Genomic DNA, 23,514 nt, shown 5'->3' with positions numbered 1-23,514 from the left:
ATGGCGCGGAAGGTCCACACGATCCACTCCCTTCCGGCGGACTCCCCCTGGCAGGGTGGTGAGCCCCCGCGAGGTGATTCCGGCACGCACGCCGACGCGTCGACCCTGATCCGGACGATCGACATGGCCCTGCGTGTGCAGCGGCCGGCGGTCATCGCTCATCTCCGCGGGATCCGGCTGCGCCATCCCGACGCCACGCCGGATGAGCTCATCCGCATCCTGGAGCGCCGCTATCTCGCGGCCGTCACCACCACGGGTGCCGCGGCGGGCGCGACGGCCGTGGTGCCCGGGGTCGGAACCGGCATCGCTCTGGCTATCTCGGGCGCCGAGACCATCGGATTCCTGGAGGCGACGGCGCTGTTCGCGCAGTCGGTGACCGAAGTCCACGGTATTCGCCTCACCGACCCGGATCGTGCGCGGGCGCTCGTGCTCACGCTGATGCTCGGCAGCGAGGGCACCGCTCTCATCCGTCAGTTCGCCGGAGAGGCCAGCGGACGAGCGACAGCGCGCGGAACGTTCTGGGGCGATCTCATCACCAAGACGATCCCGCGCGCCGCGATGGGGCCGGTGCTCGACCGCCTGAAGCACCTCGCCGTCACTCAGCTGACCAAGATCGGCGGGGCCTCGGTGGTCGGAAAGGTGATGCCATTCGGCATCGGCGCGGTCGTCGGCGGCGGTGGCAACCATCTGCTCGGCCGACGTGTGGTGTCATCCTCTCGGACGGCCTTCGGCCCGGCGCCGATGACCATGCCCGTAGAGATCGAACCGAGGCCCGGTTCCCAGCCGCTGGAGTCCCACATCGGCCATGCCGCTCGCGGCGCGGCACGCGCGCTCGGCATGGTCGCCGCATCGGGCGGCCGGGCAGCTGGCCGAGCCGGTGCGGCCGCGGCCGGAGCGCTCCGGCGTTCTCGTCCCCGCACCGGTGATCGCACCGCCCCCGCGGAGATCACCGACGCGGACAACGACTCGCCCTGACGGGCGGGTCGGCCGCGGCACTCTCCGGCCGGAACGGGGCGCGCCCTCAGTCCGGTTCGACCTCGTCGGGATCGTGCTCGTCGACCGCCTCGGCGCGGCGCGCCGACAGCTCCGCGTCGTTGTACTCCTGCCAGCGCTCCAGGAGAAGCTCGATCGCAGCGTGGAAGCGCTGCGTCGACGCACCGGGCCGCGTGTCACCGAAGTAGTGGCGAGACCAGAGGGCGAGGCGGGCTGTGGCCGTCTCATCGTGCTGGACCCGCTCGATCTGCGCGACGATGTCATCCGCCTGGTCCACCGTGAGCCACTCGCAGTCACTCAGGTATCCGGCAGTGTCCACGTCCGCGCGCGGATCCGCCGGGCGCGTGACGAACAGGGGCCGCCCGGTGGCGAGGCGGTCGTAGACCATCGCGGAGATGTCGACGACGGCGACATCCGCGGCGGCGAGCTGCCACCCGAGTTCCGGGCCGTCGTCGTAGACATGCTGCGCCGAGGGATCGGCCGCGTTGGCGGCGGCGAGAGCGGCGATGATGCGCTTGTTCGCAGCGCCGAACGCCTCGTTCTCCACGCCCGAGCGGGGGTGGGGGCGATAGATCACCCGGTGACGCCCTGTGGCGAGCAACGCCGAGACCAGCTTCTCGCCGTGGGTGACGACGGAGCCGTAGAAGGCGGTCGGGCGATCGCCCTCCCACGTGGGTGCGTAGAGCACCACCGTCCGGTCATCGGCGGTGTACGGCAACGTGCCACCGAAGTGATCCGCCTGGGGCCGGCCGATCTCCAGCGTCCGGCGGTCCAGGTCGTAGTCCCAGAGCACACGGCCGAGACGCTCACGTGCTGCCTCGCCCGCGATGAACGCATAGTCGTAGGCCTTGTACTGGTTGGTGGTCATGTACATCTTGTCGGACTCGCCGTGATTGATGAACACGTGCCAGCGGCGGCCGTAGCGGAACATCTGGAAGTTCCGTGTGTTCTGATTCACGTAGAGCACGATCCGGATGTCCTGCTGTGAGATCACGCTCTCCAGGTCGCCCACCTTCGGAACGAACGCGACCGGGAGTCCGCTCTCCTCCAGCAGGGCGGCCGCACCCGGCGCGTTGCGAGCGAGGATCATCACGGGCCACCGCTCCGCCAGGCGCTGCAACGGCTTGTACCACTGCCGCATCTGGTAGATGTTCACATCGCTGTCGGCGAAGTAGACGGCGATCTGGAAGTGGTGTGGCGCAAGAGCTCCCTCGGCGCGCAGTCGCTGGCGCACCTCGATGACCGCGCTGCGCGAGGCGATCGCACGGCGGATCAGAGCGACGGCCTTGCGGGCGTCGGAAAGCAGGGGCATCACGTCAGAATACCGGAGCGGCTTGGACCACCGCGTGGCCGAGCGCATGCGATGATCGAACAATGCGCGACAGAGAGCCGGCGGTGGACCCCGCCGACGGAGTCTCGTTCGTCATGCCGGTGCTCAACGAACTCGATTACCTGGAGCGCGCGGTGCTCACGGTGCTGGAGCAGCGCATCGACGGCCCGATCGAGCTGGTGCTGGCCCTGGGACCATCAACCGACGGCACCACGGCCCTGGCGCACCGCCTCGCGGACAGCGACGAGCGCATCGTGCTGGTCGACAACCCCCAGGCCGACATCCCGGTCGGCCTGAACCTGGCGATCCGCCGCGCACGCTTCCCCGTGATCATCCGCGTGGACGCTCATTCGGAGCTGGCGCCCGGCTACGCCCGCCGTGCGCTGGAGACGCTGGCACGGACCGGGGCAGCCAACGTGGGCGGCGTCATGCACGCCGACGGCCGCACCCCCTTCCAGGGGGCGGTGGCGCGGGCATACAACTCCCCCGTGGGGCTCGGCGGCGGTAGCTATCACGGCGGCGGCGACGAGGGCGAGGCGGAGTCCGCCTATCTCGGCGTCATGCGCCGCGCCGCCATCGAGCAGGTCGGCCTGTTCGATGAGAGCATCCGCCGCGGCGAGGACTGGGAACTCAACCTGCGGCTACGGCAGGCGGGTCACCGCGTGTGGTTCGATCCGAAGCTCTCCGTCACGTACTGGCCCCGGGAGAGCTGGTCCCGACTGGTCCGGCAGTTCTTCGCGACGGGAACGTGGCGTGGCGAGCTCGTCCGGCGATTCGGGCGCCGCAACTCCCTGCGCTTCTTCGCGCCGCCGCTGCTGGTACTGGATGTGGCGCTCTCCGTCATCGTGGCTCTGCTCCAGGTCACGGGTGTCGTCTCCGGCGCGACCAGCGTGATCCTCTCGGTGGTGCATGTTCCGGTGGTGGCGTACGTTCTCGTGATCCTCGCTGCCGTCACCACACAACTGGGCGGAAACACCGTCCGAGACAGGCTGTGGACACTGGCAGTGCTGCCCACCATGCATCTGTCGTGGGGCGTCGGGTTCTTCGCGGGCTTCCTGCGCGGCGCCCACGCCAGTGTCGACACCTCGCGCCTGGGCGGGCGCAACACGCCCCTTCCCTGAACCGATCAGTCCGGGTCGATCCACCCGCGGTCGATGACGCGGGCGACCACGCGTTCGGCCGCGCGGCCATCGTCCCGGCTGTTGAAGCGCTGCTGCCAGCGCCGGTACTTGTCCGCATAGGCGTCCACCGCCGCACCTGCGCTGAGCGCGGCGACCAGCTCGTCCTGCGTGCGGACCACCGGGCCCGGGGCCTCGCGCTCCAGATCGAAGTAGAACCCGCGCAGCTCCCCCCGGTAGTGCTCGATGTCCGGCACGAAGAACGCCATCGGCTTTCCGGTGGCGGAGAAATCGAACATCACCGACGAGTAGTCGGTGATCAGCGCGTCGGCTGCCAGCAGCAGCTGGGACGTGTCCGGAAAGCCCGTCACATCGATGACCCGCGGCCCCGTGGTGTCCGCACCGGGCAGGAGGGTTCGGGAGTGCCCGCGCACCAGCACGACAGCGCCGAGCTGCTCGGCGAGCGCGACGGGATCGAGGAAGTCGACGATGTGCTCCCGGTCATCCCGCCACGTCGGCGCATAAAGGACCACCCGCTCGTCTTCCGCGATCCCCAGCCGGTCGCGCACCGGGGCCCCCGACCCCGAGACAAGGACGTCGTTGCGCGGATAGCCATCCACCCAGAGGCCGCCCCGGAACGCATATGCCGCCCGCAGAATACGCGCGGCGTAGGGGTTCTGGGCGAGAAGGGCATCCCAGCGTCGCGCTTCTCGCCACACCGCGACGGCGCGGCGCGGATCGAATCCGGGCCGGTGCAGTGCGAGACGCTTGAGCGGCGTGCCGTGCCACGTCTGCAGCACTCGCTGCCCGCGACGACGCGCGTATCGTCGTCGAAGCCAGTCGTTCACGACCAGCAGGCGAACCGTCGCACGCGCCCGCCACCACTCGGGCGTTCCCTCCACGACCGCGACGGCCCCCTCGGGCACCTCGACGGAGCGATCCACGACGCTCCAGTAGCGCGTGACGTGCGGCGCCCGCGCCGCGAGCTCCCGGTCGATGGCCAGTGGGTTGCAGCTGGCGTTTCGTCCGTAGAAGCTCTCGAAGAACACCGCGTTCTCCAGCTCGCCGCCCGCCTGTGAGACGTACCGGCGCTCCAGCGCGGACTGGCCGTCGCCGGAGTCGTAGGCGGGGTCGATCGGCGGAGCGATCAGAACCTCGTCGCCGAGAACGCGAACGCGCAGGATCGGCAGCAGTGTGATCGGGAGGTGCAGATCGGACGCCACAGCTGCGGGCTCGATCCGGTAGCGTCCCGACGGCAGCGGAAGCTCGGGTCCGCCCAGCCGGGACGCGAGGAGAGGAATCACGGCGTGCCAGTCGTCGCCCTCGGTGGTGATGACGCCGGCCACCCGGGCGCGCGCCCCGACGAGCTCGATCCGCTCCGGAGCATCACCGGTGCCGGAGAGGAGGAGGGCGTCCTCTCCCAGCTCAACCTGGGTCATCGTCGTCCCTTCCGCCGGGCTGCAGCGCGCCGGCGTTCGATCGCGCGATGCACGCGCTGGGTATTGCAGCCGTCGCGGAAGGCGTGCACCTTCGCAGACAGCCGTTCGGAGCGCTCGATCCGCATCGCGTGGACCGTCTCGTCGGAGAGCGTCTCGTCGATCTGCTGCACGATCCCGGCCCAGTTGCGCTGGTAGTCGTCGTCGGCGACGTCGCGGAAGCGCGCGTAGAAGCCCCGACGCTCGGCATAGGACTCCAGGTCCGGCACCAGGAAATGAACGGGCATCGGCACGAGTCCCGCATCATAGGCGAGCGAGGAGTAGTCGGTGATGAGCCCGGTGACGGCCGGCAGCGCGGGGGTGACATCACGCATCACATCGCTGCCCAGCATGCGGATCCGCTCCGTCGGCTCCGGAGAGGAGTATGCACCGGCCCCCAGAGGATGGGACCGGATCAGCAGGACGGCATCCTGGCGTTCGAGCATCGCGGTGAGCGCACCCCAGTCCGCGGCACTCGGCACCGCGGGATCCTCGTCCCCGTCACGCCACGTCGGCGCGTACAGCAGCACCCGCGACGGCAGCACTCCGACCGCGACCTCCAGCAGTTCGCGGGCCTTCTCCGTGCGCTCCTGCGCGGTGCCGCGTGAGAGCACATCGACGCGGGGTTCACCGCTCACGACGATCCGGTCGTCCGGCAGTCCGAATGCGGACTCCAGCCGGCCACGAATGAGGTGGGAGGCCGCGGGCAGGAGCGAGATCCGCGCCTGCGCATAGCGGTACATCCGTGCGAGAAGGCGAGGAACGAGAGCTGATCGCGGCAGGAAGCGGCTGCGGACGGTCTCCGGGGAGTCCAGCCCGATGCGCTTGAGCGGGATCCCGTGCCACAACTGCACGATGAAGGCACCGCTGACCGCGTACGGGTTGACGTCACCGAAGCCGTGACTGACGACGATGACACCGGCGCGAGCGGTGGCGAGAAACCCGGCGATGGAGTGCTTGCGCAGCGTCGGGATCCCGAGCGCGGCGGCATCCTGCGCATCACGGTCGCCGTCCACCAGCCACACTGCGGACACGCCGTGCCTCTGCTCCTCACGCCACAGTTCCAGGGGTCCGTCGCCGATTCCGGCGCCACAGCCGAACACCCAGTCGTCAGTGCGAGGGATCAGCAGTGTGGCCAGGCGTCCGAGCGCGTACAGCGGGATGCGCGCGAGCTTGGCCGCGTTTCCCGCGCCGAATGAGAAGGACCCCACCCGGCGAGCCTATCGCGCGGTGGGGTCCTTCTCGCTGTCTGCGGGGTGTCCGGCCGGTTTACTTGAGCGTTCCGAGGGTGACGGTCGTCTCTTCGGTCTTGCCGTCGCGGACGTAGGTGACCGGCACGGAGGCGCCGGCGGCCGCGGCACGCACCTGGGCGGTGAGGTCCACACCGCTCGTGATGGGCACACCGTTGAACTTCGTGATGATGTCCCCCTCCTTCAGGCCGGCCGCCTCGGCCGCACCACCGGCGACGATTCCCGCGCTGGTGGAGCTTCCCGACGAGATCACGGCGCCCTCGATGGTGGCTCCCTGCACCGCCGACGCATCGCCGACCATGGCGCCGAGCAGACCGTGCGAGGCGGAACCGTTGCTGATGATCTCCTCCGCCACGCGCTGGGCGACCGATGCCGGGATCGCGAAGCCCACGCCGATGTTGCCGGACTCGCCGGACCCGGACGAGGATCCCGCCGAAGCGATCGCCACGTTGATGCCGATGAGCTTGCCCTCACCATCCACGAGCGCGCCGCCCGAGTTTCCGGGGTTGATGGCCGCGTCGGTCTGGATCACCGTGATGGAGATCGACCCCTGAGCCTGGGTCTGCGTCTGCTGTCCCGGCAGATCGAACTGGAACGGGCTCTGACCGTTCTGCTGCTGATCCGGCTGCGACTGGTCGGGGGTGGAGTCCGGCACGGCCGACGACTGGATCTGAATCGACCGGTTCAGAGCCGACACGATGCCCTGGGTGACGGTGTTGTCCAGGCCGAGCGGCGCTCCGAGGGCCACCGCGGTCTCACCGACGTTGAGCTTGGAGGAGTCGCCCCAGGTCACGGGCGTGAGCCCGGACGCATCCGTGAGCTTGATGACAGCGAGGTCGTACAGCGGGTCCAAGCCCACCACGGTGGCGGTGTAGATGCGACCGTCGGAGGTCGTGACGTGGATGGTGCCGTCCGCGGTCTGGCCGCCGAGCGTCACCACGTGCGTGTTCGTGAGGACGTAGCCGTCGCTGCTGAGCACCACGCCGGAGCCCGTGCCGCCGCTCTGCCCCGCGTCCACGGAGATGGTCACCACGCTGGGCAGCACCTTCGTGGCGACGGCGGCCACCTGGTTCACACTGTCCGGGTTGTTGATGGTCACCGTCTGCGGGCCCGATGCCGACTGCGACGCGCTGGTGGCGAACAGCGACTGGCCTGCCCATGCGCCGCCGAGGCCGGCTGCGCCGCACACGAGCGCGCCGACGACGAGCGCACCGACGAACATGCCGGTTCGGGACTTCCGCTTCGGCTCGCTCGCCACACCGAGCGGCGACGGCGCAGCATACGAGGCGGCCGAGGCCGTGGGCGATCCGAACGCGGCACCGTACTGCGGGTGGTGCGTGTGCCCCCCGGGGGCGCCCGGAGCCGGGCTCGTCACCCCGTACATCGGTGCCGCGGCAGGAGCACCGCCCTGCGGTGCGGCCGGATACCCGCCCGGTGCCGCGTACCCCCCGCCGAGTGGCGTGGTGGGCGCGGTCTGGGAGTACGGGAGTGCCGAGGACACCGGCGCGGTGGGCGCGGTCTCGGAGAGCGCAGTCGCGGGCGCCACGGGGGCGGCGGGCACAGCATCCGAGTTCAGCGACTGCTGCTGCTCGGGAGCGCCGACGGCCGGCGACACGGGCTGGTTCGTGTGGTACGGGTTCGACACATTGTCGTGACGGTCATCGCGGTTGTCGCTCATGATTGCTCCTTCTCCGAAAGCTCTTTCAGAGTGCACCCGGTTTCTGTGCGTTTCTTATGCTGCGGGTGGATTCCACCTATGCGACTAACCTGGGCCGCATGCGAACGATTCCCGGTGCCTGGCGTCGAGCAGCTCGGGGTGCCGGGCTGCTGTCCGCAGACGGCGCGCCCTCCCCCACCATCTTCGCCGAGATGTCTGCCCTGGCGGTGAAGACGAACGCGGTGAACCTCGGTCAGGGCTTCCCCGACACCGACGGCCCGGGCGAAGTCCTGGACGCGGCACGGGAGGCGATCGCCCGCGGAGTGAACCAGTACCCGCCGGGCCGCGGTGATGCCGATCTGCGACTCGCCATCGCCGAGCACCAGCAGCGCTTCTACGGGCTCGCGCCGGACCCGGGGAGCGAGATCATCATCACCGCCGGTGCCACCGAGGCGTTGGCGAGCGTACTGCTCGCGCTACTGGACGGTCCGGACGACGAGGTGGTCGTTTTCGAGCCGCACTACGACTCGTATGCCGCCTGCGTGGCGCTGGCCGGCGCGCGCCTGCGCACGGTACCGCTGCGCTGGCCGGACTTTCGTCCGGACCTCGAGCAGCTGGCTGCCGCCGTCACCGATCGCACTCGGGTGATCCTGGTGAACGACCCGCACAACCCCACGGGCGTCGCCTTCGACGACCAGACCCGGGACGAGATCGTCCGACTGGCTGAGCGCCACGACGCCATCATCGTCACCGACGAGGTGTACGAGCATCTGCTCTTCGACGGACGCGCCCATCACCCGATCGCGGCGCGCCCCGGGGCTGCCGGGCGCACGCTCAGCATCTCCTCCGGCGGAAAGACGTTCCGCACCACGGGGTGGAAGGTGGGCTGGGTGTCGGGGCCTGCCGATCTGATCGAGGCGGTCCTGGCGGTCAAACAGTTCCTCACCTTCTCCGGATCCGCGCCGTTCCAGCCGGCGATCGCGGTCGGGCTGCGTCTTCCCGATGCCTATTTCGACGCGCTCGCCGGTGATATGCAGCACACGGCGCGAATCCTGAATGACGGCTTGCGCAGCGCCGGCCTGCAGACGCATGCACCCGACGGAACGTACTTCACGGTCGCCGACGTCTCCGCGCTGGGTGTTGGAGACGCGGCCGCCTTCTGCCGCGCCCTCGCCGTCGACGGCGGCGTCGTGGGGATCCCGCTCACGGCGTTCGTGACGTCGGGCGATGCACAGTGGAACTCGCTCGTGCGTTTCGCCGCCTGCAAGCGTCCCAGCGTGGTTGAGGACGGGATGCGCCGCCTCTCGGCGTACACGACGACGCTCTAGCCAGCGTGCTCGCTTCGCGGCGCCACCCGGAAGCGACGCAATTCCAGTGCCGGATTGACCTGACGAACCCTCTCGAGTTCGGCGCGATCCAGCGTTGCGAGCGCGACGGCTTCCTGCGTGCCCAGTGCAGCCAGCACGATTCCGGACGGGTCGACGATCATCGATCGCCCGACCCCGATCGGCGGGGTCTGGTCCGCCGCCACGACGAACGCCGTGTTCTCGATCGCCCGTGCGCGCACCAGCGTGCTCCAGTGGTCTTCCTTGAGCGGACCGCGCACCCACTCGGCAGGCACCACGATCACATCCGCGCCTGCGTCGAGGAGAACCCTCGCACTCTCGGGAAAGCGCAGGTCGTAGCACGTCATCAGGCCGAAGGTGAGATCGTCCAGCCGGAAGAGCTGCGGCCTGTCGAGAGCTCCGGGAGCGATCCGGTCGGACTCGCGATCGCCGAAAGCGTCGTACAGATGCTGCTTTCGGTAGGCCGCCTGAACCCCGCGCGCATCCACGGCGACCACCGTATTGTGCACGCGCGTGCCCTCGGCACGCTCGATGAGACCGGCCACGATCCACACGCCGAATCGCTCCGCCAGGCGGGACAGCTCCCGGGTGAACGGGCCGTCCAGCGACTCGGCATGAGACATCAGCGCATCCGAGAAGGGCGCCTCGAACCACGCCGAGTATTCGGGAAGCACGATGAGCCGGGCACCCCGCCCCGCCGCCTCCGCCACCAGCCGGGTGATCGCAGGAACGTTGTCCTCCGTGCCGGGAGCGAACTGCGCCACGGCAACCGTCGTTCCTGTCATCGCATCACTCCCGGTGTTCGGTGCTCGTCCACGTCGCGGCCAGCCTAGCGACGCCCGGGACGTGGCAGGACGAATCGCCCGGGAAGCGCCTCGATGCGCCCCGCCCCGGGGATGCGTGTTAGGCTAGTGATGTGCCGCGGGGTGGAGCAGCTCGGTAGCTCGCTGGGCTCATAACCCAGAGGTCGCAGGTTCAAATCCTGTCCCCGCAACAATGAGAAGGCCCCTGATCACTCGATCAGGGGCCTTCGGCTTTCGCTGCTCCGGCAACACGCCCGCTCACAGCGCGCTTTAGGGTTCGGCGAAGCCCAGCCGGTAAGCTGGATCCCGTGCCGCGGGGTGGAGCAGCTCGGTAGCTCGCTGGGCTCATAACCCAGAGGTCGCAGGTTCAAATCCTGTCCCCGCAACAAGAAGAAGGCCCTCATCGGAAGATGAGGGCCTTCTGCCTTTCAGACCTTGCGGACGGTCACATCGATCGGTGTGGGGTTGGCGAAGAGGTCGAACACCGGGCAGTGCTCGTCCACGACGCGGCGCAGCTCCTCGTAACGCTCCTCGGGCTCAGGACCTTCCAGGGACACGGTCAGGCGGACCGCGGTGAAGCCGGGGCGGACCGACTCGTCGATGCCGAACAGGCGCCGCGCATCGAGATCGCCTTCGGCGTCGACACGGATGTCGTCGACGCGGATTCCCAGCGCGTGGGCGTACAGCCGGTACACGACCACCTGGCAGGAAATCAGCGCACCCAGGGCGTACTCGACAGGGCTCGGGCCGGCGTCATCTCCGGCGAGCGCGGCGGGCTCGTCGACGATGAACGCGTGCGCGCCCGCACGGACGGCGGTGGCGACGGCACCCTCCCCCGTGCCCCGGACACGATAGGTGAGCTGAGCAGCCGACACATCGGTGTCGATGCGCTGCGCCCAGGCCGAGCCGGCAGAGGCCAGGCGATCCGCGCGCTCGTCGGCGGTGACGTCGAGGATGGAATCGATGGTCGTGGGCGAGGGGGAAGCTGTCATGGGGGCGAGCCTAGGCACTCGGCGCGCCGTGCCCCGTGCGTCGCGGTAACGAGAAGCAACGCGGCGACACGCGGCGACCTCCGACGCCGCTGACGGGGCTGGAAGGATGAGCGTATGCTCCGCTCACTCCTGCTACCGCTGACCCTCCCGACCCGGGACGGCGAGATCACCCTCCGCCACGCCACGACCGATGACCTCGACGACCTGATGCGGCTCATGTCCGACGACCCCGTCAGCGCGGCCCGCGGTGACAGGAACGACGCATCCGACCGGCCGCACTACGCGCGAGCGCTGCGCACCGTGATCGAGGACCCGGCGAACGACATCGTCGTGGGTGCCGATGCGGAGGGACGTGTCATCGCCACCCTCCAGCTCACCCTGATTCCGGGGCTCGCGCGACGCGGAGCGACACGTCTTCTCGTGGAGGCGGTGCGCGTGGCGAGCCATCTGCGCTCGCGTGGCACCGGCGAGGCGATGATGCGCTGGGTCATGGATGTGGCAGCCCCGCAGACCGGAGCGGACCTGGTGCAGTTGACGTCCGACAGTGCCCGCGCAGACGCACATCGCTTCTATCTGCGCCTGGGTTTCACCGACTCGCATGTCGGCTTCAAGTACCGGGTCGGAGGTTAGGCGGACACGCGAAGGGGCGCCTGCCGCAGCAGGCGCCCCTTCGCGTGTCTCACTTCCCGTCGAGGGCGATCAGCTTGTCGAGGGCCTCGGTCAGGCGCTTGTCCGCCTCGCCGTACTTGGTCCAGTCGCCCGCCGACATCGCGGCCTGACGATCGCTCAGGGCGGTCTTGGCCTCCTGCAGCAGTGCGTCGCGCTGACCCTCCACGGTGGAGGTGTCGATCGACGGTGCCGTCGTCGGCTCGGTCGTGGCGCCGGGGCTCTGCGTCGGCCCCGGCGTAGGCGTGGGCTCCGGCGTCACCGGGGCGTCCGGATCCGTCTCCACCGGCGTCACGTCGGTGTCACCCGTCTGCGCGCCCGAGTCGCCTCCGAACAGGCTGTCCAGTGCCTGGCTCAGGGTGTCCTCGAAGGCCACGTTGTCGCCGAAGGACACCAGCACCTTCTGCAGGCGGGCGAGCTTCGTGGCGCCCGTGGACTGGATGTACACCGGCTGGACGTAGAGCAGACCGCCACCCACGGGGAGGGTGAGCAGGTTTCCATACAGGATCTGGGTCCCGCCACCGACCTTTCGGATGTTGACCCACTGGGTCACCGCGTCGTCGGTGTCGAACGAGTTCTTCACCTGGCCAGGGCCGGGCACCGTCGTGTCGCTGTCGATGACGAGCATGCGCAGCGTGCCGTAATCGGGGCTCTTCTTGCCCGCCTCCGCCCCGGCATCCGCATCCACGGCGAGGTAGCCGGTGAGCACGTTGCGGGCGTTGGCCGCATCGATCGGGCGCGGGATGAAGCTGGAGAACATCGAGAAGGTCGGCTCGTCCTGTCCCGGCATCTTCATGGTGAGGTAGTACGGCAGCTGCAGCTTCTGGTCGGTCTCCGCCGCGTTGGGATCGGTCGGCGTGGACCAGAGGTTGTCGCCCTGGAAGAGCGACGGCGCCTTGTCGACGTGGTACGTCCCCAGCACGCTGCGCTGCACCTTGAACAGGTCGGTCGGGTAGCGCACGTGGCTCATCAGCTCGCCGCTCATCTCGGTCAGCGGCTTGAGGGTATTGGGGTAGACCTTCTGCCACGTCTGCAGCACCGGGTCCTCCTCATCCCACGCGTACAGCGTCACATGGCCGTCGTACGCGTCCACCGTGGCCTTCACGGAGTTACGGATGTAGTTGATCTTGTCCGGGATGATCAGCCCGGTCGCCTTGGTGTCGCTGGTCGCATCGGTCAGGCTGACACCCGAGGAGTACGGGTAGGTGGCACTGGTGGTGTAGCCGTCCACGATCCAGACGATCCGGCCGTCGACCACCGAGGGGTACGGGTCCTTGTCGAGGGTCAGGTACGGCGCCACTTTCGAGACTCGCGTGGCCGGGTCACGGTCGTACAGGATCTGCGACTGATCGTTGACGTTGTTCGAGAACAGGATGTCGCCGGCCTGGAACTTCATCGCGTAGATGAGCTTGGTGAAGATGTTGTCGAGCTTCGGCCCGCCGTCGCCGTCAAAGGTCGTCTTGGTGACGGAGTCCCCATCGCTGGCACGCGGGTAGTCGATCTCCACCGGCGCGGAGTCCTTCGGCGCGCCGACGATCGAGTACAGCGGCGAGTACTCACCGAAGTAGATACGGGGCTGGAAGTCCGGGTTCTGCTCGGTGAGGAAGCCGGTGGCGGGAATGCCCTGCTCGAGGAACTTCGGGCTGCCGTCATCGGTGCGCTGGTTGCCCGCCGCCGCGACCATGCCGTAGCCGTGCGTGTAGATCAGCGCCTGGTTCTGCCAGTTGGACGGAGCCTGGGACATGTCGAGTTCACGAACCGAGACGACGACATCCTGCGTCTTCCCGTCGATCTGATAGCGGTCGACGTCCAGAGTGTCACGGAAGCGGTAGTACGGCTTGACCTGCTCGAGCTGGCGAACGGTCGGGTTGATGATCGCCGGATCCATGATGCGGATGGAGCCGGTGGTCTCGGCGTCGGCACGCAGCTGGCCGGCCTCGGCGGTGGTCTCGGCCTGGAAGTCGGTCTTCTGGACCGTGTCGATCCCGAAGGCCTTCTTCGTCATGTCGAGGTTGTGCTGGTAGTACTGGCTCTCCGACTCGATCTGGTTCGGCTTCACCTGGAAGGTGGTCACCGCCCAGGGCATCGCGACGTTGACGACGAGAGCGGCCACGATGAGCACCGCGGTCCCGGCCAGCGGGAAGCGCCAGCGGCCGATGACCGCGGTCACGAAGAAGAGGATCGCCACGATGATGGCCACGATCGACAGGATCGTGAGACCCGGAATGGTGACGTTGGCGACGGTGTAGGTGGGGCCCGTGATGTTCAGGGCGTTGCCGGTGACTGACGCATTGGAGTCGGCCAGTGTGGCGTAGCGGTCGAGCCAGAGGCTCACGCCCTGCACGAGCAGGTACAGACCAGCGACGACCGCGAGCTGGATGCGAGCGGCCTTGGAGATGCGCAGCTCGCCACCGCCGATGCGGACGGCGCCGTAGAGGTAGGAGACGAAGGCGGTGACGAGCAGCGAGAGCAGGAGCACGGCGGATGTGAAAGCGAGCACGGCCTGATAGAACGGCATCGCGAACATGTAGAAGCCGGTGTCGAGACCGAACTGCGGATCGACGTCGGTGGTCTTCACACCCGCGAACCAGAGCGCAGCGGTCTGCCATTGGTTCGCCGCCGACAGTCCCGCGAACACGCCGAAGAAGATCGGCACGCCCCACATCGCCAGCCGGCGCAGTGGCTCGATGACCTCCTGATAGCGATCCAGCTGAGAGCTGAGCCGGGCATAGACCGGACGCATCCGGTACGCCAGCTGTATCACCGTCCACAGCGGAACGGCCATTCCCAGGAATCCGATCGCGAACATCGCGATCCGTGCGACCCACTGAGTGGTCAGCACGCCCGTGAAGCCGAGCTGGCCGTACCAGAGGAAGTCGGCGAAGACGCTGGAGAACAGGAAGAAGGCTGCGAGCAGGACCGCGACGATCACGAGTGAGATGACGACGACGCGTCGCCCGGTGCTGGGGGTGGCCTGATTCGGCGCTGAGGCTGTGGTCACCCCTTCATCCTAGGCGCGGCCGCCTGAGCATGATCCCTGAGGATGTCGTCCGACGATGCCGGCTACGCGGAGCAACCCGGCAACGTGTCGATACCCGTGCCCGAGGCGATCACGTTGAGAGCATCGACGGACTCGCGCAGTGTGGAGGTGCTGATCACAGTCAGCCCGTCGGGGATGTGTCCGACAACGTCCTTGCAGTTCGAGGCGGGAGCCAGGAAGTACTCGGCCCCGGCATCGCGGGCTCCGTACATCTTCTGGGCGATACCGCCGATCGCACCGACATTGCCGGCCGCGTCGATGGTGCCGGTCCCGGCGACGTTCTTGCCTCCGTTGAGCTCTCCGGGTGTGAGCTTGTCGATGATCCCGAGCGCGAACATCATGCCGGCGCTCGGGCCGCCGATGTCGTTGAGTTTGATGTCGACCTCGATGGGCGACTGATACGACTCCGATAGAGAGGCCCCCACCAGCCAGCGCGTCTCCCCGTTGACGGTGGCCTGCTGCGGAGTGATCGTGACGTCGGTCTCGACGCCGCCGCGCAGCACCGTGAAGGTGACGGGCTTGCCCTCGCTCCCCGTGACGGCGGCGATGACGTCCTGCGACCCGGACGGGGCGACGCCGTTGACCCGGGCGATCACGTCGCCGGCCTTCAGATGGCCCGCCGCCGGGGCATCCTCCGCCGGATCCAGCGGGATCGTGACGGTGGTCTGCACGGGATGACCGAGTTCGGTCATCGCCGCAGCCGTTGCCGCAGACTGCGAATCGGTCATCATCTGAGCATCCTGCTGCTGCTTCTGCTCGGTGGTGACGCCCTGCGGGAACACCGCGTCCAGCGGGAGCACGGCCTTGGAAGAATCGAACCACGCTGCGGCAAGCTCGAACCAGCTGGGGGTGGACTGACGGTTGCCGCGCACCGAGACGGTGGTCAGCGACAGGGTTCCGGCCGTCTCGTACGTGGTCTCGTTCGGGATGGTGATGAGAGGGACCTCTTCCCCGTCCGATTCCTGGGAACCGAGGGTGTTGACGACGGGCCCCGGCATCTCGATGACATAGCCCGACGGCAGGATGCTCAATCCGAACATGCACACCAGTGCCACGGCCAGCGCCCCATAGCCGAACAGGGTCCGTCGCGAGGGGCGCCAGCGCTGTCCGGATGCGTTCGTCGGCATGCTCTGCTCCTGCATGTTCGGGTCGAAGAACGTCACGATTTCCTTTCCGGGAAGGACGTTCGCGAGCGGCGTACAGCCGAATGCACGAACCCGCTCGTCGGGCTCCGTCCGGCGACTAGCGTAGAACGCAACCCCAGCAAAGCGCTGAAAGGCGGCTGACGTGACAGACGAGGACCGTTCCCCGGAAGACGACTTCCAGGAACTGCTGCGCCAGCTCTTCGGAGCGGGTGGCCAGATCGATCCCGAGCAGATCCAGAAGCTCACCGGCATGAACATCGACCCCGCCATGCTGGCCGGTCTCATGCAGCAGATGCAGGGCGCCTTCGCCGGAGCCGACGGGGGGATCCCCTGGGACTCGGCGCGCACCGCGGCGCTGCACATCGCCAACCAGGACGGCTTGAGCGTCACGAGCGGTCAGCGCACTGATCTGGATCAGGCGTTCGCGCTCGCCGATCTGTGGCTGAGCGCGGTGACCAGCATCAGCGCGCTCGCGCAACCCGCCCGCTCCCTCACCCGAGGCGACTGGGTGGAGCAGACGATGCCCGTGTGGCAGGAGGCCGCGGAGCCGGTGGCCACAAGCATCACGGATGCGCTGCTGGATGCCCTGGGCCAGCAGGCTCCTGAGGAGATGCGCGGCGTCGTGGAAGGCGCAGGGCGCATCATGCGCTCGGTGGGCGGCTCGCTGTTCGCCGCGCAGCTGGGACAGGTGATCGGCCGCCTCAGCAAGGAGGTGGTCTCCGGCGGCGACGTCGGCATTCCGCTGCTCCCGGTGGGCGAAGCCGCTATTCTCCCGCAGAATTTCGCCGACTTCGGCCAGGGGCTGGAGATCCCCGAGGATCAGCTGGCCCTGTACCTAGCCACTCGCGAACTCGCCCACGCCCGGCTGTTCCGTCACGCCAGGTGGCTGCACCTGCACGTGCTGTCCCAGCTCACCGACTACGCCCGCGGTCTCGAAGTCGACACCAGCGCCCTGGAGTCGATGGCCGACCGGTTCGACCCCGAGAACCCCGAAGAGCTGCGTGCGGCGCTGGAGTCCGGCGCCCTCATGCCGCCGCGCTCGGAGGCCCAGCAGGCCGCGCTCACGCGCCTGGAGAACGTGCTCGCGGTGATCGAGGGATGGGTCGAGGTCGTCACGGAGGAAGCCACCCAACGCCTTCCCGATGCCGGCCGCATCGCGGAAGCCGTGCGGCGCCGCCGCGCGGTGGGCGGACCCGCCGAGCGTGCGCTCGGCGCCCTGGTGGGGCTCGAGCTTCGCCCCCGCCGGCTCCGCGAGGCGGGAGCCATGTGGCGTGCGATCACCGAGGCCGTCGGGTCGGAGGCCCGTGACGGACTCTGGGACTACCCGGACCTGCTGCCGACGCCCGAGGACATCGACGACCCCACCGCCATCATCGAGCGCCTCCAGGCGGCCGCGCGCGGTGAAGCCGCACCCCGCGACGAGATGGACGACGCTCTGGAGCGGCTGCTCTCCGGCGAGGACTTCACCGACCCGGACGCCACGGATGACTCCGCGGGCAGCGAAGAGGGGCCCGAAGGGCCGCGCCCCGTCTGAGGCACGTCTGAGTTCAGGCCGTCGCCGCGAATGCGGCGGCGGCCGATGCTCGTTCACGCCCACGTCCGCTCCTCCCCAGACCGTCCCGGGGCCCGACTCGCCACGTCAGCTTGTGCAGAACCCGCCCGGCTGTTGCCCGGAGCTCCAGGATGTCGTGATGACGACCGTGATGCTCCGCCTCGACGATGATCGCCCCGCCCTCTGGCGGGACCCGCAAACACTGCAGCTCGGGCTCTATGCCGAGCCCTCACTGCCGGACCCGCCCCGGTGGCAGGAACGGGTCCTGCGAGCGCTGGAGCACGGGATTGCGGAGGAGGACTTCCCTCGGGCGGCGCAGGGGCTCGGGGCGCCGCTGGACGAGCTGGGTGCGTTTCTGGCCCGGATCGGCTCGGCGCTCACGCGCGTGGAGGCTGATCTGATGATGCCTCGCCTGCAGGTGGCACCGGCGCTGCGCGGACGGGACGTCGTCGACATGGTCGCGGCGGGATTGTCGGCCCTGCCGGGGCTCTCGCGTGATGATTTCCGCGATCGTCCACCGGTGGTTCTGCTGAGCGCACACGCCGTGCTGCCCCTGTCCGCAGCGCCGTGGATGGCCGAAGACGTCGTGCACGTTCCCCTGGTCCTCGAACTCGATGCCGTGCGCGTCGGACCCGCGGTGCTCCCCGGCATCACGGCTTGTGTGTCCTGTGTGGCATTGGCCGAACGCGACGCGGACCCGGCATGGCCGCACCTCATCGCGCAACTGGCCGAACGCGAGCCCCCTGCGCCCGACCCGGTGGTTCTCGGAGAAGCCATCGGCCTCGCCCGGCAGTTGCTCCCGCTGGCCGGTGCCGCGGCAGCCGGGCGCGGCGGAGCATCACGCCACCTGGGTGGCGGTACCAGCCGCTCGGTCAGCGTGCGGAGCGGGAACCGGCGACTCTGGCGGACACACCGGCCGCACGAAGACTGCGGCTGCCGATCTCCTGCAGGAAGCGCGACGGCTTCCGCATGACCCGGCCGCTCCCCCGCGCCCACGACAGCGCCAGTGTGCGGGCGGCCCGTGTCACCCCCACGTATGCGAGTCGTCGTTCCTCATCGACGGCGTCGAACGAGGTCGCGTACGCGATCGGGAGGAGGCCCTCAGCCCAGCCGATGATGTGCACGTGATCCCATTCCAGGCCCTTGGCGGCATGCAGGGTGGAGAGCGTCACAGTGTTCAGCACCGGCTCGTGCTGGTCTTTGGTGCGTGCCAGAAGCTGTTCGGCGAACTGTCGCATGGTGGTGCCGTCGGGTGCCGCCTCAGCCAGCCGCAGCAGCGAGGCGCGAGCCTCCCAGGCGTCGCGGAGAGCGCCGCCGGCGGGGGGCGGCTCATCCGTCAGACCGATCTCCCGCAGCACGGTGCGGACATCCGGGAGGAAACCGCGATCTCCCGGAGCAACAGCGGCTGCGCGCAGAGCGAGCACCGCCTGTCGCACTTCTGGCTGGTCGAAGAAGCGCTTCCCGCCCAGCACCGTGGTCGGGATGCCGCGGGCAGCGAGCGCGTCGGCGATGGCAGCCGACTGCACCTGCGCCCGGTACAGCACCGCGATCTGCTGCGGAGCAGCGCCCTTCGCGATCTGCTTCTCGATGGCCCGGGCGACGCCGGCGGCTTCGTCACGCTCGTCCTCATAGGCGGTGACCACGGGTGTCGGCGATTCCGGCGGGCGCTGCGGGGCGAGTGTCAGGGCCCCGGGGCGGCCGCGCATCAGGTCGTTCGCGACGGAGATGACCGACGGATCGGATCGGTAGCTGCGCTCCAGCTTCACGGTCACGGCATCGGGGTGGGTGCGAGGGAACTCCAGGAGGTACTTCGCATCGGCGCCCGCGAACGAGAAGATCGTCTGGCTGGCGTCGCCCACCACGCAGATGTCCTTGCGGTCGCCCAGCCACAATTCGAGCAGGTGGTTCTGGAGCGGCGACACGTCCTGGAACTCGTCGACGGTGAAGTGCCGATACTGCTCGCGGACCGCTGCGGTCACGCGGGGCTCGGCGTCCAGCATCCCCGCGCAGGCGAGAAGCACGTCTTCGAAGTCCAGCTGCCGGCGTTCGTCCTTCAGCTTCTCGTACGCGTTCTGGAGGTCGACCACCTCAGCACTCGAGAGGCGCCCGACGGTTCGGCCGGTGAGCGCGTACTGTTCGATGCTGCGCATCGCGACCTTCCGCCACTCGATCTCCGAGGCCACATCGCGCAGGGTCGGGGTGTCCAGGGACAGCCGCAGGCCGTCGGCCGCGTGCGCGAGCATCCTCACCTTGTTGTCGATGATGCCCGGGGCGGGCTCGCCCGTGACCTGCGGCCAGAAGAAGTTGAGCTGTGCGAGGGCTGTGGCGTGGAAGGTGCGAGCCGCGACGCCGCTGACGCCCAGGTCTCGAAGCCGCCCCCGCATCTCCCCGGCGGCCTTCGCCGTGAATGTGACCGCCATCACACGATTCGGCGAGTACGCACCCGTGTCCACGCCGTGGGCGATGCGGTGCGTGATCACGCGGGTCTTGCCGGTCCCGGCTCCGGCCAGCACGCACACCGGCCCGCGCAGCACCGACGCCGCCTCGCGCTGCTGCTCGTCGAGTCCGTCCAGCGCGCTCACGCGCGCTCACCCGCCGCCGGCCCCGGTCCGCTGCTGTCCGTCTCCGCGGCCCAGCCGGAGATGAGCTCGTGGGCGATGGAGGGCTTGCCCGGGAGCAGGAGGTCGAGGTCTCCGGCGTACGCGGCACGGATCTCCCCCCGGGTGAACCAGCGCACGTCCAGGATCTCCTCGCCGTCGGGATGCGCCGTTCGCGCGTCCCGGGCCTGGGCGCGGAACCCGAGCATCAGCGAGCGCGGGAAGGGCCAGGCCTGGGACCCGGCGTAGGCGACGTGCTCCACGTCGATGCCGGATTCCTCCTTCACCTCACGGCGCACGGCCTCCTCGAGGGATTCGCCCGCCTCCACGAATCCCGCGAAGCAGGAGTACCGGCGCTGCTCCCACATCGCGTTGGAGCCGAGGAGCAGTCGGTCCCCGTCCGTGACGGCGACGATGACGGCAGGGTCGGTGCGGGGGAAGTGCTCGCGCCCGCACGCGGTACACGTGCGGGCCCAGCCGCCGGTGGTGATTCTCGTCACGGCGCCGCAGAACGCGCAGTGCCCGGCGTCGACCATCCAGCGTGCCAGGCTCACGGCTTCGAGCAGCAGAGCTCCGTCCGGCGCCGCCAGGACGGGGTGCAGTACACGCAGCGACGCCCATGCCGTGGGGCGCGGGTGCGCGGCGTTCGTGATCGGCGAGCCGTCCGCGTTCGTTACGGAACGGACGGCTGTCGGGTGCGGGCCCGGACCGCCATCCGTCGTCGCACCCTGTGCAAGCTCTGCGGCACCGGGCACAGCGGCCAAGAGCACGGCGACACCGTCACGACGGCCGAGGAATGCGAACCGCTCGCTCATCGCCGGCAGCGCGGCATCCGCCACCGCGATCGCAGCGGCGACGTCGAGCGCGACCGCCACCGGTACCAGCACGAGGGCGCCTGCGGCGTCGACGGGTGCGCGGTCCGCGTCGATGAGCAGGACGCGCGTGTCTGCGTCAGCGACGAGGCGGGTGATCAGATCCGGGTCGGTGCGTTCGTCGGCGCTGCGGTCGAAAGCGGCGACCATCCCGGGAGCTGACGCGTCTTCCATCTACTCCCCTTCTCGCGGGCGTGGCGTGTGCTGGGGCCGCGATGGCCGACCTACGCTGAGCACATGGCACGCTCTCCTCTCACTCTAGCCGCGGCGGCCACGGCCGCAGTCCCCGGAGTCGAGATCGTCGGCACCACGGCGTTGTCGGCGCACGGGGAGGGTCGTAACGACTCCGCCGTCGTCACCCTCGCGGATGGAACCCGAGCGGTGGTCCGTCTCCCCCGCGATGAAGCCGTCGACGTGGAACTGGCTTCGGAGGCGCTCGCCCTGCGCGCCCTCACCGACGGCGTGCGCGCCCTGCTCGGTTTCGAGGTGCCGCGTTTCCTCGGGGTCGGGCCCCTAGACGGTCGTCGGGTGTTCGTCACATCGTTCGTTCCGGGCTATCAGGTGGACGCGGATGAGATTCCCCCGGGTCGCGGCGTTGCCGCATCCGTGGGTGAGACCCTCGCGGCCGTGCACGCTCTTCCTGCATCGTTCGTACGCAACGCCGGCCTTCCCCACCGGAGCGCTGAGCAGGTGCGACAGGATGCGCGGCGGGTGCTTGATGAGTCGTCCGCCACCGGGCGTGTGCCCGTGCGGCTCATGGTGCGCTGGCGCGACGTGCTGGATGACGACACCATGTGGCAGTTCGAGCCCGCGGTCACCCTGGGCGGCGCCGCGGCATCGGCCTTCGTCTACGAAGACCGCGACGGCGTGCCGACCGTCTCGGGCGTGGTCGACTGGCACGCGCTCCAGGTCACCGATCCGGCGGTGGATCTGCAGTTCCTGATGTTCGCGCCGGATGCCATCGACTCGGTGCACCAGTCTTATGTCGCCGCCTCCCACCGGGCACCGGACGAGATGATCCTGGCGCGCGCTCGTCTGCACTCCGAACTCGATGTCGCGCGGTGGCTGCTGCATGGCCGGGATACCCGGGAGGCGAACGTCGTCGATGACGCTGCCGCCATGCTGGACACCCTCGCGGAGGACGTCCGCGACGACGACCTCCGCCCCCGCACCGCGAAAGCCGACATCGACGACGCTCTCGCCGCCCTCCGCACCGTGCCGCAGCCGACATCACACGGCGTAGACACCTCCATGCACACCGACACGTACGACCCCGCCGACCTGGACTTCCTCGGTGCGAAGGCCACCGAGACGTCGGCGCTCGCCGGCGGGTTCTTCGCTGACGACCCCAACGCCACCCAGGCGCTGGATCCGTCGTACTACGACGACGGGCGTCGACGTGTCGAGGCCGTCGAGATCACGGACGAGGATGCGGATCCCAACGCCACCCAAGCGCTGGATCCCTCGTACTACGACGATGAACGCGTCCGCGTGGACCGGGTCGACCTCGGCGACGGGGCGGAAGTCGCCGGGGAGTGGTCCGATTCGGCGAGCGCCGATGTCCGGCACGTCACTGATCCCGCCGCCCCGAACGCCGCACAGGTCTTGCCGCCCTCGTTCTCCGATCCCGGTGGTTCGTCGCCATCGCTTCGGGATTCCGGCCCTCAGCCGACTCCGTCGACCGCCGACGACATGCCGTCAGCCTCCGCACTGGCTCCCGTCTCAGACCACTCCCCCGTCACGGGCAGCGTCGCGATGGTCTCCGACGATGAGGTCCTGACAGACGCACGCGAGGAGAACAAGCTCACCGACTCCGGTCCGCTGATCTTCCCGGCCGACGCCGCCGACCGCGTGTCGCGCGATCTGGAAGAGGCGGAACGCGCCGCCCAGGCGGCCTTCCGCCGCTGGGCGCAAGAGGACTGACCTCGGCGAGAGCGCGGGCGTCCTGTCGTCCTGGCGCCGCCAGCCGCATGTCGCGCGATCTGGAGGAGACGGAACGTGCCGCCTTCCGCCGCTGGGCACAAGAAGACTGACCTCGGCGAGAGCGCGGACGTCCAGTCGTCCCAGCGCCGCACGGCCTCACCGTGATCTCGGCGTACGCCTGCCGACGAGTCGCGCGCCGTCGCGCCGCGCCCCGGGACGTCGCGTTCCCGAGTCCGCCTGATCGGTGCCCGGCGGTCACTTCCGCGTTCTCCAGGACCGGCGCGGCCCTGCCGATGCGCGCGGCGGGGACGTCGCCCGCGAAGATGCTGTCGTCAGCAGTCGCGGTCCCGTCAGCAGACGCTGCGGCGCCGTCGGTGAAGGATGCCGAGCCGTCAGCGAGGGCCGGCGTGCCATCGGACATTGCGATGCCGCCAGAGACGCCGAGGCTGTCAGAGATGTCGGCGCTGTCAGAGATGTCGGCGCTGGCAGAGATGTCGGCGCTGTCAGAGACTGCGATGCCAGCGGATGGGACGGTGCTGTCAGACACGCCAGTGCCGTCGAGACACAGCGATGCGGGCGGACGCCCCCCCGTGGCATCAGCCACACCCGTGCCATCAGACACGACGATCCCGGCGGAGACGTCGGTGTCCTCAGTCGCGCCGGTGCCGTCAAGACGCGGCGATGCCGGAGAGGCGACCGTGCCATCAGAAGCGCCGGTGCCATCAGACGCGCCGGTGCCCTCAAGACGCGGCGAT

Annotated in this window: 17 protein-coding genes and 2 tRNA genes; 9 read left to right on the top strand and 10 right to left on the bottom strand. The window is 69.2% G+C overall.

The features are described from left to right. A complete protein-coding gene (locus ACIQJ5_RS05655; protein ID WP_402841710.1) occupies positions 1 to 975 on the top strand; it encodes a hypothetical protein in 975 nt (324 codons plus the stop codon). Positions 976 to 1,021: 46 nt separating this feature from the next. On the opposite strand, the gene ACIQJ5_RS05650 is transcribed toward ACIQJ5_RS05655, so the two are convergent. After that, positions 1,022 to 2,305, bottom strand: a complete 1,284-nt coding sequence (locus ACIQJ5_RS05650) for a CDP-glycerol glycerophosphotransferase family protein (RefSeq protein WP_402841708.1) — start codon at positions 2,303 to 2,305, stop codon at positions 1,022 to 1,024. 62 nt (positions 2,306 to 2,367) lie between these two features. On the opposite strand from ACIQJ5_RS05650, the gene ACIQJ5_RS05645 reads away from it, so the two are divergent. Continuing rightward, entirely contained in the window at positions 2,368 to 3,444 is a 1,077-nt protein-coding gene (locus ACIQJ5_RS05645) for a glycosyltransferase family 2 protein (protein ID WP_402841705.1), read from the top strand. A 5-nt stretch (positions 3,445 to 3,449) separates the two neighbouring features. On the opposite strand, the gene ACIQJ5_RS05640 is transcribed toward ACIQJ5_RS05645, so the two are convergent. Genes ACIQJ5_RS05640 through ACIQJ5_RS05630 form a run of 3 tightly spaced genes read right to left on the bottom strand, consistent with a single transcriptional unit; the run spans position 3,450 to position 7,844 of the window. Continuing rightward, positions 3,450 to 4,880 (bottom strand): CDP-glycerol glycerophosphotransferase family protein, encoded by a 1,431-nt coding sequence (locus tag ACIQJ5_RS05640; RefSeq protein ID WP_231089694.1) that lies wholly within the window; start codon positions 4,878 to 4,880, stop codon positions 3,450 to 3,452. After that, a complete protein-coding gene (locus ACIQJ5_RS05635; protein ID WP_231089693.1) occupies positions 4,877 to 6,127 on the bottom strand; it encodes a CDP-glycerol glycerophosphotransferase family protein in 1,251 nt (416 codons plus the stop codon). The genes ACIQJ5_RS05640 and ACIQJ5_RS05635 overlap by 4 nt, the downstream gene beginning before the upstream one ends. A gap of 58 nt (positions 6,128 to 6,185) precedes the next feature. After that, complete coding sequence (locus ACIQJ5_RS05630) at positions 6,186 to 7,844, bottom strand: S1C family serine protease (RefSeq protein WP_402841702.1); 1,659 nt, start codon at positions 7,842 to 7,844, stop codon at positions 6,186 to 6,188. 98 nt (positions 7,845 to 7,942) lie between these two features. Here ACIQJ5_RS05630 and ACIQJ5_RS05625 point away from each other — a divergent pair, with 98 nt between their 5' ends. Further along, positions 7,943 to 9,151, top strand: coding sequence for an aminotransferase class I/II-fold pyridoxal phosphate-dependent enzyme (locus tag ACIQJ5_RS05625; protein ID WP_231089691.1), 1,209 nt, complete (start codon positions 7,943 to 7,945; stop codon positions 9,149 to 9,151). Here ACIQJ5_RS05625 and ACIQJ5_RS05620 read toward each other — a convergent pair. After that, positions 9,148 to 9,954, bottom strand: coding sequence for a carbon-nitrogen hydrolase family protein (locus tag ACIQJ5_RS05620; RefSeq protein WP_402841698.1), 807 nt, complete (start codon positions 9,952 to 9,954; stop codon positions 9,148 to 9,150). The two genes, ACIQJ5_RS05625 and ACIQJ5_RS05620, sit on opposite strands and share 4 nt — an antisense overlap. 135 nt (positions 9,955 to 10,089) lie before the next feature. Between ACIQJ5_RS05620 and ACIQJ5_RS05615 the strand changes: the two genes are divergently transcribed. Both ACIQJ5_RS05615 and ACIQJ5_RS05610 read left to right on the top strand, forming a co-directional pair. After that, positions 10,090 to 10,163 (top strand) — tRNA-Met (locus tag ACIQJ5_RS05615). 121 nt (positions 10,164 to 10,284) lie between these two features. After that, positions 10,285 to 10,358 (top strand) — tRNA-Met (locus tag ACIQJ5_RS05610). Between the two features lie 42 nt (positions 10,359 to 10,400). Here ACIQJ5_RS05610 and ACIQJ5_RS05605 read toward each other — a convergent pair. Then, positions 10,401 to 10,964 carry an OsmC family protein gene (locus ACIQJ5_RS05605; RefSeq protein ID WP_402841695.1) on the bottom strand — a complete coding sequence of 188 codons (564 nt, stop codon included), beginning with the start codon at positions 10,962 to 10,964 and terminating at the stop codon, positions 10,401 to 10,403. A gap of 114 nt (positions 10,965 to 11,078) precedes the next feature. Between ACIQJ5_RS05605 and ACIQJ5_RS05600 the strand changes: the two genes are divergently transcribed. After that, the gene (locus ACIQJ5_RS05600; protein ID WP_402841692.1) at positions 11,079 to 11,594 is read left to right on the top strand and encodes a GNAT family N-acetyltransferase; all 516 of its coding nucleotides are present in this window, start codon (positions 11,079 to 11,081) and stop codon (positions 11,592 to 11,594) included. Positions 11,595 to 11,643: 49 nt separating this feature from the next. Here the strand turns inward: ACIQJ5_RS05600 and ACIQJ5_RS05595 are convergent, their stop codons facing one another. Together ACIQJ5_RS05595 and ACIQJ5_RS05590 are read right to left on the bottom strand one after the other, a co-directional pair. After that, positions 11,644 to 14,631 carry a UPF0182 family protein gene (locus ACIQJ5_RS05595; protein ID WP_231089687.1) on the bottom strand — a complete coding sequence of 996 codons (2,988 nt, stop codon included), beginning with the start codon at positions 14,629 to 14,631 and terminating at the stop codon, positions 11,644 to 11,646. A gap of 62 nt (positions 14,632 to 14,693) precedes the next feature. Then, complete coding sequence (locus ACIQJ5_RS05590; protein ID WP_402841689.1) at positions 14,694 to 15,797, bottom strand: PDZ domain-containing protein; 1,104 nt, start codon at positions 15,795 to 15,797, stop codon at positions 14,694 to 14,696. Positions 15,798 to 15,957: 160 nt separating this feature from the next. Here ACIQJ5_RS05590 and ACIQJ5_RS05585 point away from each other — a divergent pair, with 160 nt between their 5' ends. Together ACIQJ5_RS05585 and ACIQJ5_RS05580 are read left to right on the top strand one after the other, a co-directional pair. Then, positions 15,958 to 17,349, top strand: coding sequence for a zinc-dependent metalloprotease (locus ACIQJ5_RS05585; protein WP_402841686.1), 1,392 nt, complete (start codon positions 15,958 to 15,960; stop codon positions 17,347 to 17,349). Positions 17,350 to 17,506: 157 nt separating this feature from the next. Then, entirely contained in the window at positions 17,507 to 18,340 is an 834-nt protein-coding gene (locus tag ACIQJ5_RS05580) for a hypothetical protein (RefSeq protein WP_402841683.1), read from the top strand. On the opposite strand, the gene ACIQJ5_RS05575 is transcribed toward ACIQJ5_RS05580, so the two are convergent. Together ACIQJ5_RS05575 and nudC are read right to left on the bottom strand one after the other, a co-directional pair. Then, the gene (locus ACIQJ5_RS05575; protein ID WP_402841680.1) at positions 18,240 to 19,949 is read right to left on the bottom strand and encodes an ATP-dependent helicase; all 1,710 of its coding nucleotides are present in this window, start codon (positions 19,947 to 19,949) and stop codon (positions 18,240 to 18,242) included. The genes ACIQJ5_RS05580 and ACIQJ5_RS05575 overlap by 101 nt on opposite strands. Next, positions 19,946 to 21,010 carry an NAD(+) diphosphatase gene (gene nudC / locus ACIQJ5_RS05570; protein ID WP_402841677.1) on the bottom strand — a complete coding sequence of 355 codons (1,065 nt, stop codon included), beginning with the start codon at positions 21,008 to 21,010 and terminating at the stop codon, positions 19,946 to 19,948. The genes ACIQJ5_RS05575 and nudC overlap by 4 nt, the downstream gene beginning before the upstream one ends. 63 nt (positions 21,011 to 21,073) lie before the next feature. Here nudC and ACIQJ5_RS05565 point away from each other — a divergent pair, with 63 nt between their 5' ends. Beyond that, on the top strand, positions 21,074 to 22,759 hold the full coding sequence (locus ACIQJ5_RS05565) for a phosphotransferase (protein ID WP_402841674.1): 1,686 nt from the start codon (positions 21,074 to 21,076) through the stop codon (positions 22,757 to 22,759). Positions 22,760 to 23,514 lie beyond the last annotated feature (755 nt).

This window comes from Microbacterium sp. GXS0129, assembly GCF_044769785.1.
GTDB classification, from domain to species: Bacteria; Actinomycetota; Actinomycetes; order Actinomycetales; family Microbacteriaceae; genus Microbacterium; species Microbacterium nymphoidis.
Note: the sequence above shows the minus strand (reverse complement) of the source record. Positions and strands in the feature narration are given on the sequence as shown.

Coding starts and splice junctions, on each gene's coding strand:
- nudC (WP_402841677.1), bottom strand. CDS start 21,010: ATGGAAGACGCGTCAGCTCCCGGGATGGTCGCCGCTTTCGACCGCAGC.
- ACIQJ5_RS05580 (WP_402841683.1), top strand. CDS start 17,507: ATGACGACCGTGATGCTCCGCCTCGACGATGATCGCCCCGCCCTCTGG.
- ACIQJ5_RS05565 (WP_402841674.1), top strand. CDS start 21,074: ATGGCACGCTCTCCTCTCACTCTAGCCGCGGCGGCCACGGCCGCAGTC.
- ACIQJ5_RS05640 (WP_231089694.1), bottom strand. CDS start 4,880: ATGACCCAGGTTGAGCTGGGAGAGGACGCCCTCCTCCTCTCCGGCACC.
- ACIQJ5_RS05625 (WP_231089691.1), top strand. CDS start 7,943: ATGCGAACGATTCCCGGTGCCTGGCGTCGAGCAGCTCGGGGTGCCGGG.
- ACIQJ5_RS05655 (WP_402841710.1), top strand. CDS start 1: ATGGCGCGGAAGGTCCACACGATCCACTCCCTTCCGGCGGACTCCCCC.
- ACIQJ5_RS05605 (WP_402841695.1), bottom strand. CDS start 10,964: ATGACAGCTTCCCCCTCGCCCACGACCATCGATTCCATCCTCGACGTC.
- ACIQJ5_RS05630 (WP_402841702.1), bottom strand. CDS start 7,844: ATGAGCGACAACCGCGATGACCGTCACGACAATGTGTCGAACCCGTAC.
- ACIQJ5_RS05590 (WP_402841689.1), bottom strand. CDS start 15,797: ATGCCGACGAACGCATCCGGACAGCGCTGGCGCCCCTCGCGACGGACC.
- ACIQJ5_RS05600 (WP_402841692.1), top strand. CDS start 11,079: ATGCTCCGCTCACTCCTGCTACCGCTGACCCTCCCGACCCGGGACGGC.
- ACIQJ5_RS05645 (WP_402841705.1), top strand. CDS start 2,368: ATGCGCGACAGAGAGCCGGCGGTGGACCCCGCCGACGGAGTCTCGTTC.
- ACIQJ5_RS05620 (WP_402841698.1), bottom strand. CDS start 9,954: ATGACAGGAACGACGGTTGCCGTGGCGCAGTTCGCTCCCGGCACGGAG.
- ACIQJ5_RS05650 (WP_402841708.1), bottom strand. CDS start 2,305: ATGCCCCTGCTTTCCGACGCCCGCAAGGCCGTCGCTCTGATCCGCCGT.